The 12,164-nt window shown below is 71.1% G+C and carries 16 protein-coding genes and 1 riboswitch; of the genes, 9 read left to right on the forward strand and 7 right to left on the reverse strand.

The genetic code is table 11. The features are described 5' to 3' along the window. Positions 1 to 35: 35 nt before the first annotated feature. Positions 36 to 257, reverse strand: a complete 222-nt coding sequence (locus ACFYOH_RS31865) for a DUF397 domain-containing protein (protein ID WP_388632734.1) — start codon at positions 255 to 257, stop codon at positions 36 to 38. A gap of 9 nt (positions 258 to 266) precedes the next feature. Next, positions 267 to 1,127, reverse strand: coding sequence for a helix-turn-helix domain-containing protein (locus ACFYOH_RS31870; RefSeq protein ID WP_388632737.1), 861 nt, complete (start codon positions 1,125 to 1,127; stop codon positions 267 to 269). A gap of 214 nt (positions 1,128 to 1,341) precedes the next feature. Here ACFYOH_RS31870 and ACFYOH_RS31875 point away from each other — a divergent pair, with 214 nt between their 5' ends. Next, positions 1,342 to 1,797, forward strand: a complete 456-nt coding sequence (locus ACFYOH_RS31875) for an ATP-binding protein (protein WP_388632739.1) — start codon at positions 1,342 to 1,344, stop codon at positions 1,795 to 1,797. Between the two features lie 222 nt (positions 1,798 to 2,019). On the opposite strand, the gene ACFYOH_RS31880 is transcribed toward ACFYOH_RS31875, so the two are convergent. From ACFYOH_RS31880 to ACFYOH_RS31890, 3 genes are all read right to left on the reverse strand, one after another. Continuing rightward, entirely contained in the window at positions 2,020 to 2,493 is a 474-nt protein-coding gene (locus tag ACFYOH_RS31880; RefSeq protein ID WP_388632742.1) for a C40 family peptidase, read from the reverse strand. 3 nt (positions 2,494 to 2,496) lie between these two features. Then, a riboswitch (cyclic di-AMP (ydaO/yuaA leader) is annotated at positions 2,497 to 2,728 on the reverse strand. 340 nt (positions 2,729 to 3,068) lie between these two features. After that, positions 3,069 to 3,374, reverse strand: coding sequence for a hypothetical protein (locus ACFYOH_RS31885; RefSeq protein ID WP_388632744.1), 306 nt, complete (start codon positions 3,372 to 3,374; stop codon positions 3,069 to 3,071). A 7-nt stretch (positions 3,375 to 3,381) separates the two neighbouring features. Further along, positions 3,382 to 4,017, reverse strand: a complete 636-nt coding sequence (locus tag ACFYOH_RS31890) for an ATP-dependent Clp protease proteolytic subunit (RefSeq protein WP_388632747.1) — start codon at positions 4,015 to 4,017, stop codon at positions 3,382 to 3,384. Positions 4,018 to 4,105: 88 nt separating this feature from the next. On the opposite strand from ACFYOH_RS31890, the gene ACFYOH_RS31895 reads away from it, so the two are divergent. The 8 genes from ACFYOH_RS31895 (at position 4,106) to ACFYOH_RS31930 (ending at position 10,886) form a co-directional block, all read left to right on the forward strand. Further along, a complete protein-coding gene (locus ACFYOH_RS31895) occupies positions 4,106 to 4,411 on the forward strand; it encodes a type II toxin-antitoxin system Phd/YefM family antitoxin (RefSeq protein WP_388632750.1) in 306 nt (101 codons plus the stop codon). A 226-nt stretch (positions 4,412 to 4,637) separates the two neighbouring features. Further along, positions 4,638 to 4,940 carry an urease subunit gamma gene (locus ACFYOH_RS31900; protein ID WP_388632753.1) on the forward strand — a complete coding sequence of 101 codons (303 nt, stop codon included), beginning with the start codon at positions 4,638 to 4,640 and terminating at the stop codon, positions 4,938 to 4,940. Between the two features lie 11 nt (positions 4,941 to 4,951). Next, positions 4,952 to 5,263: an urease subunit beta gene (locus tag ACFYOH_RS31905; RefSeq protein ID WP_388632756.1), complete on the forward strand. Its 312-nt coding sequence runs from the start codon at positions 4,952 to 4,954 to the stop codon at positions 5,261 to 5,263. Continuing rightward, positions 5,256 to 6,977 carry an urease subunit alpha gene (locus ACFYOH_RS31910; RefSeq protein WP_388632759.1) on the forward strand — a complete coding sequence of 574 codons (1,722 nt, stop codon included), beginning with the start codon at positions 5,256 to 5,258 and terminating at the stop codon, positions 6,975 to 6,977. The genes ACFYOH_RS31905 and ACFYOH_RS31910 overlap by 8 nt, the downstream gene beginning before the upstream one ends. 10 nt (positions 6,978 to 6,987) lie before the next feature. Beyond that, complete coding sequence (locus tag ACFYOH_RS31915; protein ID WP_388632761.1) at positions 6,988 to 7,662, forward strand: urease accessory protein UreF; 675 nt, start codon at positions 6,988 to 6,990, stop codon at positions 7,660 to 7,662. 46 nt (positions 7,663 to 7,708) lie between these two features. After that, a complete protein-coding gene (gene ureG / locus ACFYOH_RS31920; RefSeq protein WP_388632764.1) occupies positions 7,709 to 8,386 on the forward strand; it encodes an urease accessory protein UreG in 678 nt (225 codons plus the stop codon). Continuing rightward, the gene (locus tag ACFYOH_RS31925) at positions 8,383 to 9,141 is read left to right on the forward strand and encodes an urease accessory protein UreD (protein WP_388632767.1); all 759 of its coding nucleotides are present in this window, start codon (positions 8,383 to 8,385) and stop codon (positions 9,139 to 9,141) included. The genes ureG and ACFYOH_RS31925 overlap by 4 nt, the downstream gene beginning before the upstream one ends. A 146-nt stretch (positions 9,142 to 9,287) precedes the next feature. Then, the gene (locus ACFYOH_RS31930; protein ID WP_388632770.1) at positions 9,288 to 10,886 is read left to right on the forward strand and encodes an alpha/beta hydrolase; all 1,599 of its coding nucleotides are present in this window, start codon (positions 9,288 to 9,290) and stop codon (positions 10,884 to 10,886) included. 49 nt (positions 10,887 to 10,935) lie between these two features. On the opposite strand, the gene ACFYOH_RS31935 is transcribed toward ACFYOH_RS31930, so the two are convergent. Together ACFYOH_RS31935 and ACFYOH_RS31940 are read right to left on the reverse strand one after the other, a co-directional pair. Next, entirely contained in the window at positions 10,936 to 11,661 is a 726-nt protein-coding gene (locus ACFYOH_RS31935) for a lysophospholipid acyltransferase family protein (protein WP_388632773.1), read from the reverse strand. Positions 11,662 to 11,672: 11 nt separating this feature from the next. Beyond that, positions 11,673 to 12,161 (reverse strand): MerR family transcriptional regulator, encoded by a 489-nt coding sequence (locus ACFYOH_RS31940; protein ID WP_388632776.1) that lies wholly within the window; start codon positions 12,159 to 12,161, stop codon positions 11,673 to 11,675. Positions 12,162 to 12,164 lie beyond the last annotated feature (3 nt).

Consider the following 12,164-nt stretch of genomic DNA (forward strand, 5'->3'; position numbering starts at 1 on the left):
ACCGGGGTCGTCTTCGGACCGGGGTCGTCTTCGGGTCAGAGGGCGGTGAGGAAACCGGCCCAGCTCTCGGCGGAGAAGAGCAGCGCGGGTCCGGCCGGGTTCTTGGAGTCGCGCACGGCGAGCAGTCCGGCCCCGGGGCCGGAGCGCGGCCGGGCCGTCTCCACGCAGTTGTTGGCTCCCGTGCTGTAGCTGCTGCGCAGCCAGCGCACGTCGTGCAGGTCGGTACTGGCAGGGACGTTCCGAGGCATGGCTGACATGGTGCCTCCTTACGCGCCGTCACCTATCCCGGCGATGTAATCCAACGTGTCCTCAGGGGAAAGGGCGTGCATCCGAAGGGTGTCGAAGGCCTCCGCATAGGCCATGAGGTCTTCTTTCCGCTCCAGGTAGAGGCTACTCGTCAACTGGTCGAGAACAACCACGTCCAGATCAGAAGTGCTCGGAAATGAGAAAATAACGAAAGCTCCGTTGACGCCGACATGCGCTCCGGCGCCGAACGGCAGCACCTGGAGCCGGACTTGGGGCAACCGGGCCGCCTGCATCAGCCGCCGAAGCTGCCGGGCCATCACCTCGGGGCCGCCGACCTCGCGCCGTAGTACCGATTCGTCCAGCACCGCGCTCAGCTCCAGCGGCGGGTCGGCGCGGAGCACGTCCTGCCTGGCCAGCCGTACCTCCACCAGCGCGTCCAGGCCTTCCTCGTCCAGGTCCGCGACGGCCGCCCGGGTCACCGCGCGGGCGTACTCGGGCGTCTGCAGCAGGCCGGGTACGACCGTGGTTTCCAGGGTGCGCATCGTGCTCGCCTGCGACTCCAGGCTGATGAAGTCCCGGTACGCGGGTGGGAGCACCCCGCGGTAGGCGTGCCACCAGCGGTGCCGGTCGCCCGTGTCCTCGGAGCCCGCCAGTATCAGCAGCAGCTCGCGCAGTTGCCCGTCCCGCACCTCGTAGGCGTCGAGCAGTAAGCGCACATCGGCTGGTTTCACACCACTGGCACCGGTCTCGATACGGCTGACCTTCGACTGGTGCCAGCCGACCAGCCGGGCCGCCTCACCGCTCGTGAGCCCAGCACCGGCGCGCAGCGTGCGCAGTTCGGCGCCCAGTTTGCGGCGGCGCACTGCCGGCCCGTTCTGCATGGGCTCCTCCTTACTCCTTCCGGGCCGCCCAAATACGGTTTCGCGTCGTAGAGTTCACCGCTTCGAGCGACAGATATATGCACTTCTTGGTGGATGGCTCCCCGTGACCGGCCCCGTGGTGGCAGGCTGACGAGCAAGCACCAGTCCGGGACCGTACTCGAACCATCCGGCTCCGTGTCGGACCGCGGTCCCGTGGGAAAGGGACGACGTCGCCATGGCAGACCATCTGGAAGCATCCGTCACTCTGCCGAGCGATCCCGCTTCGGTCTCCGCCGCCCGCACGTATGTCGTGGGCACGCTCGCGGAGTGGGGCCTGCCGTCGGACACCGACGCGGCTGACACCGTGCGGCTCATCGTCTCCGAACTCGCCACAAATGCCGTACAGCACACCTTCGGTCAATCACCCACCTTCACGGTTGACATCGCCCTGGACCGTGACGAACACCTTCGCATCGGTGTCACCGACAGTCATCCGCGCTTTCCGAAGAGACTGCCCGCCGCCGTCCAGCAGGACAACGGCCGCGGCATGGTCATCATCCGCTGGCTCACCGCGGAGTGCGGCGGCAAACTCCGCGTCCGCCCCACCCGAGAGGGCGGCAAGACGGTCTCCATCGAACTCCCCTGGATCATCCCGGCCGAGCCGGTCCCGGCGGGCCCACAGGAGCCGTAGCCCTCCGGGCGGGGGTGCCGTGAGGGGGGAACATGGGGTGACGAGGGGGCGGGGGCGAGGGGGCGCGGGGGCTGCGACGGGTGCAGGGCCTCGAGGCGGACCGCCTGGGTACATCACCGCGCCGGCCCCGGGCACGCCCGTGGGCTCCAGGCGGCACCGGGGTGGCGTTGACGGAGCTGGGAGCGGCCCTGCTGCTGGAGCCGCTCCCGCCCTGACGGCGGGTCAGCTGACCCGGCCGTACCAGACGCTCTTGGTCCAGAGCTTCTGGAGCCGTACCACGTCCCCGGTCCTCGGTGCGTGCCAGATCTTGCCGTGCCCGGCGTAGATGCCGACGTGGTAGACGTAGGAACCATAGTGGAAGAACACCAGGTCACCGGCCTGGCGACGGCCGGCGGAGATGTGGTGCGTCTTGTTGTACTGCTGGGCGGCGGTACGCGGCAGGGTCTTGCCCGCCTTCTTGAACGCATAGAGCGTCAGCCCCGAGCAGTCGAACCTGCGCGGCCCGGTGGCCCCGTACTGGTACGGGGCCCCCTCCTTGGAGGCCGCGACCTGCAGTGCTTTCGCCGCGAGAGTCGCGGCCGAGGCATCGGGGGCGAGGCCGGGGACCGCGATCGAGCCGCCGACGGCGGCGAGGGTGAGGGCCGAGGCCGTACCGGCCCGGGCCATGAGCGACGGGACACGATTGAGCGCAGTCATGCGCAACCCTTCGTCAGCCGCCTGTGAAGGATGACCTGTCGGATTCGGGCTGGCGAAGTTGCCCGGCCGCGTTGCCGCGGCTTCACCCCAAGGGCTGCCCGGAACCTCAGACCGTCTGCGACGAGCAGACGAACATCCGTACCGGCGACCCGTCTTGCTTGGGTCCTCCACTCCTGCCGATCCACTCCTGTCGACCGGTCGTCCGGGCGGCGGCAGGACTCGGCGTCCGCCCGGACCGCCCCGCCGCGGTGGCGGGGGCTTGTCGTCGGACGGGATCTTCGCTCACACCGGTCCGAAAATCCCAATGCATCCGTGGATTTGTGGCGTTACTCACCACTCACCCGTTCGGGTGGAGCGTGGGATGTTCGAGACATCGTCAGATCCCGTGCGTACCGCCCGACCTGGGGCTATGCGCTTTTCCGCGAGCCACGAACCGGCGTGGAACGCAAGTCGGGAGGCCCGGGGAACGATCCGGATATACACCGGTCGGCGGTCCGTCGTTCGGCCCGTTTCAAGTCCCGCCCGCGCGGCGCCGGTCGACGACCGGATCCCGTCCGGCTGGTCCGGCGTCCGGATCAGCCGACGCCGTCGGTCGGGAGCGCGACGCGCGCGGTACGGCGTTCACCGTCCAGCACCCGCAAAGCCCGTGCCAGCGTGTCCCCGTGCAGCTCCGCCTCGCCCCGCCGGTGCATCGACGCGAGGGCGTCACGCAGCTCTGCGGCCTTGCGTACCAGGGCCTGTGCGGCGCGCAGCCCGCGATAGGTGTCCCCGCCGTGCGCCGGGTTGACGCGGCCCAGCAGGTCGGCGGCTTCCAGGTAACGGTCGATCAGCTCTCCCTCGGCTCGCGTCAGTGCGGGCAGCGGCGGCAGGTCCGGCAGCATCGGCGGCTCACCTCGCGTCCGGTGCGCCGGGGGTGCGCCGCCGACTGGGCACGACGGCGTCCACCAGCCCGTAAGCCACCGCCGCGGGGGCGTCCAGGACCAGGTCCCGCTCCAGGTCGCGGTGTACCTCTTCGGCCGTGCGCCCGGTGTGCCGTACCAGGATCTCCTCCGTGAGCGCGCGGACCCGGGCCAACTCCTCGGCCTGGATGAGCAGGTCGCTGGGCTGGCCCTGCACCGGTTCGGCGAGCTGGGGCTGGGAGAGGACCATGCGGGCGCCGGGCAGGGTGAACCGCTTGCCCGGCGTGCCGGCCGCGAGCAGCAGGGCGGCGTGGGAGGCGGCCTGGCCCAGGCAGTACGTGGCCACGTCGCAACTGACGTAGCGCATCGTGTCGTAGACCGCCGTCAGCGCACTGGACGAACCGCCGGGCGAGTTGACGTACAGCGTGATGTCGCGGTCCGGGGCCGCGTGTTCGAGGTACATGAACTGCGCCATCACGTCGTTCGCGGCCACGTCGTCCAGCGCGGTCCCGAGGAAGACGATCCGGTCCTCGAACAACTTGCCGTAGGGATCGAGCGTGCGGGCGCCGCTGCTGGTGCGCTCGGTGAACTCGGGCAGGACATGACGGGCGAACGCTCGGGACATGGGACACCCCTTCTCATCGCACGGGCCTCCGACGCGGGCTCGGCTTCTGTAAAAAATGTACAGGACGTACGTGACGTAAGGTTGGGGTATGGCGTACGAGATTCCGGTGACACAAGCCAGGGCTGAGCTCGCCGACCTGATCAACCGCGTGGTGTACGGCGGTGAGCGCGTCGTCGTGACGCGGCACGGCAAGCCGCTGGTCGCGCTGGTGTCGGCCGCCGATCTGGAGCGGCTGGACGCCCTGGCGGAGCCGGCCGGGGAGCAGGTCGTCAGCTCGGTCTCGGGTGTCCGCGAGGTCGGTTCCGCCGCGCGCGAACAGCAGCGGTTCGGGATCGCCGCCGAACATCGTGGTCCCGGCACGGCCGCCGAGCACCGCGGCCCGGGCGGGTCCTGACCCGGGCGGGTATCGGGGACCCCATCGCACGGTCAGCTGTGGATCAAGGTCTGGTTAACGTCGCTGAAACTCCGGCGTTCTAGCCTGCCGATCCACGCCATCAGGGGTTTTTCTGCCCGGATTGAGGACGATCCGGGGATTTGTCTGCGTGTTACACCTATCCCCGTCGCGATGGCTGCGGAAACCGGACCCCGCACGGTCCGGAGCAAGGACTGTGAGGTGGGACGTGCAACTGACCCCGCACGAGCAAGAGAGGCTGCTGATCCATGTGGCAGCCGATGTGGCCGAGAAGCGCAGGGCCCGCGGGCTCAAGCTCAACCACCCGGAGGCGGTCGCCCTCATCACGTCGCACATCCTCGAAGGCGCGCGTGACGGCCGTACGGTCGCCGAACTCATGTCCTCCGGTCGCAAGCTCCTCACCAGGGACGACGTCATGGAGGGGGTCCCCGAGATGATCCATGACGTCCAGGTCGAGGCCACCTTCCCGGACGGCACCAAGCTCGTCACCGTCCACGACCCGATCATCTGAAGGGGCCCACGATGATTCCCGGAGAGATCCTGTTCGCGGACGACCCGGTCGTCTTCAACGAGGGCCGTGAGGTCACCCGACTCACCGTCCTCAACGCCGCCGACCGGCCGGTCCAGGTCGGCTCCCACTACCACTTCGCCGAGGCCAACCCCGGCCTGGAGTTCGACCGTGCCGCGGCCCGCGGCAAACGCCTGAACGTCTCCGCCGGCACCGCCGTGCGCTTCGAGCCGGGCATCCCCGTCGACGTCGAGCTCGTCCCCCTCGCCGGCGCCCGGATCGTGCCGGGGCTGCGCGGGGAGACCGGAGGTGCCCTCGATGCCTGAGATCTCGCGCGGCGCCTACGCCGACCTGTTCGGCCCCACCGCCGGTGACCGTATCCGGCTCGCCGACACCGACCTGCTGATCGAGATCGAGGAGGACCGCTGCGGCGGACCCGGCGGCTCCGGCGACGAGGCGGTGTTCGGCGGCGGCAAGGTCATCCGCGAGTCCATGGGCCAGTCCCGCGCCACCCGGGCCGACGGCACCCCCGACACCGTGATCACCGGCGCCGTCATCGTCGACCACTGGGGCATCGTCAAGGCGGACGTCGGCATCCGCGACGGCCGGATCGCCGCGATCGGCAAGGCGGGCAACCCGGACACCATGGACGGCGTCCACCCCGACCTGGTCGTCGGTCCCGAGACCGAGATCATCGCGGGCAACGGGCGGATCCTCACCGCCGGTGCCATCGACGCGCACGTCCACTTCATCTGCCCCCAGATCGCCGACGAGGCGCTGGCCTCCGGCATCACCACCCTGGTGGGCGGCGGCACCGGCCCCGCCGAGGGCTCCAAGGCCACCACCGTCACGCCCGGACCTTGGCACCTCGCCCGGATGTTCGAGGCGATGGAGGCCTACCCGGTCAACATCGGCTTCCTCGGCAAGGGCAACACCGTCTCGCACGAGGCGATGCTCTCCCAGATCCGGGGCGGCGCGGCCGGCCTGAAGCTGCACGAGGACTGGGGCTCGACCCCGGCCGTCATCGACGCCGCGCTGACCGTGGCGGACCGGACCGGCATTCAGGTCGCCATCCACACGGACACCCTGAACGAGGCCGGTTTCGTGGGCGACACCCTGGCCGCGATCGCGGGCCGGGGCATCCACTCGTACCACACCGAGGGCGCCGGCGGCGGGCACGCGCCCGACATCATGACCGTGGTCTCACAGCCCAACGTGCTGCCCAGCTCCACCAACCCGACCCGCCCCTACACCGTCAACACCGCCGAGGAACACCTCGACATGCTGATGGTGTGCCACCACCTCAACCCCACCGTCCCCGAGGACCTGGCGTTCGCCGAGTCCCGGATCCGGCCGTCCACCATCGGCGCGGAGGACGTCCTGCACGACCTCGGCGCGATCTCCATCATCTCCTCCGACTCCCAGGCCATGGGCCGGGTCGGCGAGGTCGTTCTGCGTACCTGGCAGACCGCCCATGTGATGAAGCGCAGGCGCGGGGCACTGCCCGGTGACGGTCGCGCGGACAACCACCGCGTGCGTCGATATGTCGCCAAGTACACGATCAACCCGGCCCTCGCCCAGGGCCTCGCCACCGAGATCGGTTCCGTGGAGACCGGCAAGCTCGCCGACCTCGTGCTGTGGGAGCCGGCGTTCTTCGGGGTCAAGCCGCAGCTCGTGCTCAAGGGCGGGCAGATCGCCTACGCGCAGATGGGTGACGCCAACGCGTCCATCCCCACCCCGCAGCCGATCCTGCCCCGCCCGATGTACGGCGCGATCGGCCGGGCTCCGGCCGCCAACTCGGTGAACTTCGTGGCCCCGTTGGCGATCGAGGACGGGCTGCCGGAGCGGCTCGGGCTCGGCAAGCGGTTCGTGGCGATCGCGTCCACGCGCGCGGTGACCAAGGCCGACATGCGCGAGAACGACGCCCGGCCCGATGTCCGGATCGACCCCGACAGCTTCGCCGTGCACATCGACGGCGAACTGGTGGAGGCCACCCCGGCGGCCGAACTGCCCATGGCCCAGCGCTACTTCCTCTTCTGATGGTGTCGTGATGTCACGGGCAGCACTTCTCGTCCTGGCTGACGGCCGTTTCCCCGCCGGAGGGCACGCGCACTCCGGCGGGGCGGAGGCCGCCGTCAAGGCGGGCCGGATCACCTCCGCCGCGGGCCTGGAGGACTTCTGCCGGGGCCGGCTGCACACCGCAGGGCTGGTCGCCGGTGCGCTTGCGGCCGCCGCCGTACTCGGCGCGGATCCCGGGGAGCTGGACGCGGCGGCGGACGCCCGGACACCGTCGCCCGCCCTGCGGACCGCCGCGCGAAGGCTCGGGCGGCAATTGATGCGGGCGGCACGGGCCAGCTGGCCGTCGGCCGAACTCGACGCGCTGGCCGGGCAGTTCCCGAAGGGCGCGCACCAGCCGGTGGTCCTCGGCGTTGCCGCGCGGTCGGCCGGGCTGGGGCCTGCCGACGCGGCGTACTGCGCGGCGTACGAGAGCGTGAGCGGGCCGGCGACGGCCACGGTACGGCTCTTGAGCCTCGACCCGTTCGATGCGACCGGTGTGCTGGCCCGGCTCGCGCCGGAGCTGGACCGCGTCGCGGACGCGGCGGTGGAGGCGGCGCGGAAGGTGTTCGACGAGGGCGCCGACGCGCTGCCGGCCGCGTCGGGTCCCTTGCTGGAGGTCGGTGCGGAATGGCACGCGGCCTGGCCGGTTCGGCTGTTCGCCTCCTGAGCCCGGCGCCGCACCCCACACAACGTGGCAGACATTGGAGCCGTACATGCACCTCGACCACACCCACTCCGGCCCCGCCGCCCTCGGTGCGGACGCGCGCCGTCCCGACGGTTCGCGCCGTGCCCTGCGCATCGGCCTCGGCGGGCCCGTCGGGTCCGGGAAGACCGCGACCGTCGCCGCGCTCTGCCGGGCCCTGCGCGACGAGCTGTCGCTGGCCGTCGTCACCAACGACATCTACACCCGTGAGGACGCCGAGTTCCTGCTCCGGGAGGCCGTGCTGCCGCCCGAGCGGATCACGGCCGTGGAGACGGGCGCCTGCCCGCACACCGCGATCCGCGACGACATCTCCGCCAACCTCGAAGCGGTGGAGGACCTGGAGGACGCGGTCGGCCCGCTGGACCTGATCCTCGTCGAGTCCGGCGGCGACAACCTCACCGCGACCTTCTCCAAGGGGCTCGTGGACGCGCAGATCTTCGTGATCGACGTGGCCGGCGGCGACGACATCCCGCGCAAGGGCGGCCCCGGTGTCACCACCGCGGACCTGCTCGTCGTCAACAAGACCGACCTCGCCCCGCACGTCGGCTCCGACCTCGCCCGGATGGCCGCCGACGCCAAGGTCCAGCGGGCCGAACTCCCCGTCGTGTTCCAGTCGTTGCGCGGCGATCGAGGCGTCGCCGAGGTGGCCGCCTGGGTGCGCGAGCGGCTCGCCGCGTGGACGGCGTGACGGCCACCGGGGTCCGGGCGGACGCGCGGATCGTGGCCCGCGCCGACGGCCGCGGCGGCACCGCGCTGCCCGTACTGGACAGCGACGGCCCGCTTGCCCTGCGCCGCACCCGGTCCAGCGGCCGCGAGGCGAGGGTCATGGTCGTCGGCGCGATGAGCGGCCCGCTCGGCGGCGACCGCTTCTCGCTCACGGCGAGCGTGGCGGAGGGCGCCCGGCTGCACGTCGGCTCGGCCGCCGCCACCCTCGCCCTCCCCGGCCAGGCCAAGGGCGGGGCCCGCTACGACGTACGGCTGGACGTGGCCGACGACGCCGAACTGCACTGGCTCCCCGAGCAGTTGATCTCGGCCCGCGGCAGCGACCTGCGCATCACCACCCGCGCCGAACTCGCCGCCGGTGCCCGGCTCGTGCTGCGCGAGGAGCAGGTGCTCGGGCGGACGGGAGAGGAACCCGGGCGGCTCACCAGCAGGCTCACCGTACGGATCGCGGGCCGCGCGGTGCTGGACCAACAGCTGTCCTGCGGGCCCGGCGCGCCCGGCGGCTGGGACGGACCGGCGGTGCTGGCGGGGCATCGCGCGGTGGGCCAACTTGTCGTCGTGCGACCGGAGTTCGCCCGGCGGCCAGCCGAGCCGCGGATGCTGGACGAGTGCGCGGCCCTGATACCGCTGGCCGGTCCGGCGGCACTGGTCAGTGCCCTGGCACCGGACGCACTGCGCCTGCGGCGGGTCCTGGACGAGGCGCTGACCTACCTCGGCTGAAGTACGCGGCCCCCAACCGAACATGACCTTCCGTTTATCGGATTGGTAAAGATGGCAGGCGCCCCCTGTTCTCAGGCGGCTCACAGCCGAGAGGATCCCCCGAACTGACCACTCGCAGCGATCCTGATGTAGGGGGAGGGGCCCACTTGAGGGACAACAGACCGAAGAGCCGCCTGCTGGCACTCGGTTCGGCGGGAGCGCTCGTCACCGCCACCCTGATCGCCGGTGCCGTCTCGGCGCCCGCGGCCAGCGCCGCCGGCCGGCCCGGCCCGGACCGGGAGGCCAAGGGCGCCGAGATTGCCGCCGCCCGCGCCGCCAAGGCCGGCATCGACTGGCAGGACTGCCCGGCGGGATGGGGGCTGGAGAAGCCCATCCAGTGCGGCTGGGTGAGCGTGCCGCTCGACTACGCGCACCCGTACGGCAAGCAGATCAAGCTCGCCGTCGACCGCATCGGCAACACGGGGACCAAGGAGGAGCGCCAGGGCGCCCTCGTCTACAACCCGGGCGGTCCCGGTGGCTCCGGCCTGCGCTTCCCGCGCCGGGTCACCACCAAGAACCCCGTCTGGGCGAACGTCGCCAAGGCCTACGACTTCGTGGGCTTCGACCCGCGCGGCGTCGGCCACTCCGCGCCCATCTCCTGCGAGGACCCGCAGGAGTTCGTGAAGGCGCCGAAGATGGACCCGGTGCCGGACACCGAGGCGGACAAGACCGCGCAGCGCAAACTGGCCCGTGAGTACGCGGACGGCTGCCTGGAGCGCACCGGCCGGGCGATGCTCCAGCAGATGACCACGCCGAACACCGCCCGCGACCTGGACGTCATCCGCGCCGCCCTGGGCGAGAAGAAGCTCAACTACCTCGGCGTGTCCTACGGCACCTACCTCGGCGCCGTCTACGGCACCCTCTTCCCGGGCCACCTGCGCCGCATGATCGTGGACAGTGTGGTCAACCCCGCCCGGGAGAACATCTGGTACCAGGCCAACCTGGGCCAGGACATCGCCTTCGAGGGCCGCTGGAAGGACTGGGAGGACTGGGTCGCCGCGAACGACGCCGCCTTCCACCTCGGCACCACCCGCGACGCCGTCCAGGCCAAGTGGCTCCAACTGCGCGCCACCGCCAAGAAGAACCCCATCGGCGGGGTCGTCGGCCCGGCCGAGCTGATCTCCTTCTTCCAGAGCGCGCCGTACTACGACTCCTCGTGGGTGCCGGTCGCCACGGTGTTCAGCAAGTACGTCGCCGGTGACACCCAGGCACTGGTCGACGCCGCCGCCCCCGACATGTCGAACACGGCCGGCAACATCTCCGCCGAGAACGGCAACGCCGTCTACACGGCCGTCGAGTGCACCGACGCCAAGTGGCCCACCAGCTGGCAGAGGTGGGACCGGGACAACACCGAGCTCAACAAGAGCTACCCGTTCATGACCTGGGCCAACGCCTGGATGAACCTGCCCTGCGCCACCTGGCCGGTCAGGCAGCGGACCCCGGTCGACGTGCGGACCCACAAGGATCTGCCGCAGGTGCTGATCGTGCAGTCCACGCGGGACGCGGCCACCCCTTACGAGGGTGCCGTCGAGCTGCACAAGCGGTTCCAGGGCTCGCGTCTGATCACCGAGAAGGACGCGGGCTCCCACGGTGTGACCGGCCTGGTCAACCCCTGCATCAACCAGCGCGTCGACGCCTACCTGGTCGATGGCAAGCTGGACGGCGCGGACGTGACCTGCGGCCCGCACGCCACGCCCAAGCCGTGATCCGGATCGTACGGTGACGAGGGGCGGCCGGGCTCTCCGGCCGCCCCTGTCAGCTGAGCGGCGCCCGCGGGAACCTGCGCTCCCTGGCGCCCTGCTCCGCGGCCGACCGTTCCTTGACGACGGCCGCGTACTCGTCGACGTACTCCTGCTCCGACAGCGCAAGGATGGCGTACATGATCTCGTCGGTGACGGCCCGCAGGATCGCCTTCTGCTGCTCCATGCCGGCGTAGCGGGAGAAGTCGAGCGGCCTGCCGAAGCGAATGGTGACCGGACGGACGTTCGGGATGACCTTCCCGGGCGGCTGGGCCTCGAACGTGCCGATCATCGCGCACGGTACGACCGGCACGCCGGCCTTCAGCGCCATCACCGCGACGCCGACCTTGCCCTTGTAGAGCCTGCCGTCGTGCGAACGGGTGCCCTCCGGATAGATCCCCAGCAGCTCGCCTCGGCGCAGCACCTTCAGGCCCTCGCGGATCGCCGCCTGCCCCGCCTCCTTGCCCGAGCGGTCCACCGGGATCTGCCCGGCGCTGCGGAAGAAGAACGCGGTGAGCCGGCCCTTGAGTCCCGGACCGGTGAAGTACTCCGCCTTGGCGAGGAAGGTGATCCGGCGGCGCAGCATCGCCGGCATCAGGAAGTGGTCGGAGAAGGACAGATGGTTCCCGGCGACGATCGCGGGACCGGAGTCCGGCACGTTCTCCAGGCCCTCGATCCGGGGCCGGAAGACCAGTCTCAGCAGGGGGCCCAGCAGCACGTACTTGAGCAGGTAGTAGAACAACGGCTCGCCCCTTACCTCGTCCAGCCCACGCCGCGTGCGCCTGTCGTCATCTGTAACCGCAACTGGCCATGCCCATGCCGTTCGTCGAGCCCCTCCGCGGTGACGCGGGCCCCGACAGCCTGACGGTAGTGCGGACAGGCGGTGATGTCCTCGTGGGCGCAGCCGAGCGCGCACTCGATCAGGTCCAGCGAGGCCTGCGCCGCCGCGATCCGCCGGCGCAGCGCCTCGGCCTCGCCCTCCAGCAGCGTCCGCCTGGCCGCAGGATCCGCCGTCGCGGTGAGCGAGCGGATGGCGTCCAGGGACAGGCCGGCCTCCTTCGCCCGCAGGATCACGGCGACGCGCGTGACGTCGGCGGGGCCGTACCGCCGCCGTCCCGCCGGGTCGCGCGCGGGCGCGAGGAGGTCCATCGCCTCCCAGTGCCGCAGCACATGCGGGGCCAGTGCGAAACGCTCCGCCAGCGCGCCGATGCTCAGGGGCGGTGAGCCGCCGGTTGACCTCATGCC

It is taken from the genome of Streptomyces sp. NPDC007856 (genome assembly GCF_042868225.1).
In the GTDB taxonomy this organism is placed as follows: domain Bacteria; phylum Actinomycetota; class Actinomycetes; order Streptomycetales; family Streptomycetaceae; genus Streptomyces.

Excerpts from the sequence above, each read along its gene's own strand:
- ACFYOH_RS31910 (WP_388632759.1), top strand. The coding sequence starts at position 5,256 with ATGCCTGAGATCTCGCGCGGCGCCTACGCCGACCTGTTCGGCCCCACC.
- ACFYOH_RS31895 (WP_388632750.1), top strand. The coding sequence starts at position 4,106 with ATGGCGTACGAGATTCCGGTGACACAAGCCAGGGCTGAGCTCGCCGAC.
- ACFYOH_RS31885 (WP_388632744.1), bottom strand. The coding sequence starts at position 3,374 with ATGCTGCCGGACCTGCCGCCGCTGCCCGCACTGACGCGAGCCGAGGGA.
- ACFYOH_RS31880 (WP_388632742.1), bottom strand. The coding sequence starts at position 2,493 with ATGACTGCGCTCAATCGTGTCCCGTCGCTCATGGCCCGGGCCGGTACG.
- ACFYOH_RS31875 (WP_388632739.1), top strand. The coding sequence starts at position 1,342 with ATGGCAGACCATCTGGAAGCATCCGTCACTCTGCCGAGCGATCCCGCT.
- ACFYOH_RS31890 (WP_388632747.1), bottom strand. The coding sequence starts at position 4,017 with ATGTCCCGAGCGTTCGCCCGTCATGTCCTGCCCGAGTTCACCGAGCGC.
- ACFYOH_RS31940 (WP_388632776.1), bottom strand. The coding sequence starts at position 12,161 with ATGAGGTCAACCGGCGGCTCACCGCCCCTGAGCATCGGCGCGCTGGCG.
- ACFYOH_RS31865 (WP_388632734.1), bottom strand. The coding sequence starts at position 257 with ATGTCAGCCATGCCTCGGAACGTCCCTGCCAGTACCGACCTGCACGAC.
- ACFYOH_RS31905 (WP_388632756.1), top strand. The coding sequence starts at position 4,952 with ATGATTCCCGGAGAGATCCTGTTCGCGGACGACCCGGTCGTCTTCAAC.
- ureG (WP_388632764.1), top strand. The coding sequence starts at position 7,709 with ATGCACCTCGACCACACCCACTCCGGCCCCGCCGCCCTCGGTGCGGAC.
- ACFYOH_RS31915 (WP_388632761.1), top strand. The coding sequence starts at position 6,988 with ATGTCACGGGCAGCACTTCTCGTCCTGGCTGACGGCCGTTTCCCCGCC.
- ACFYOH_RS31870 (WP_388632737.1), bottom strand. The coding sequence starts at position 1,127 with ATGCAGAACGGGCCGGCAGTGCGCCGCCGCAAACTGGGCGCCGAACTG.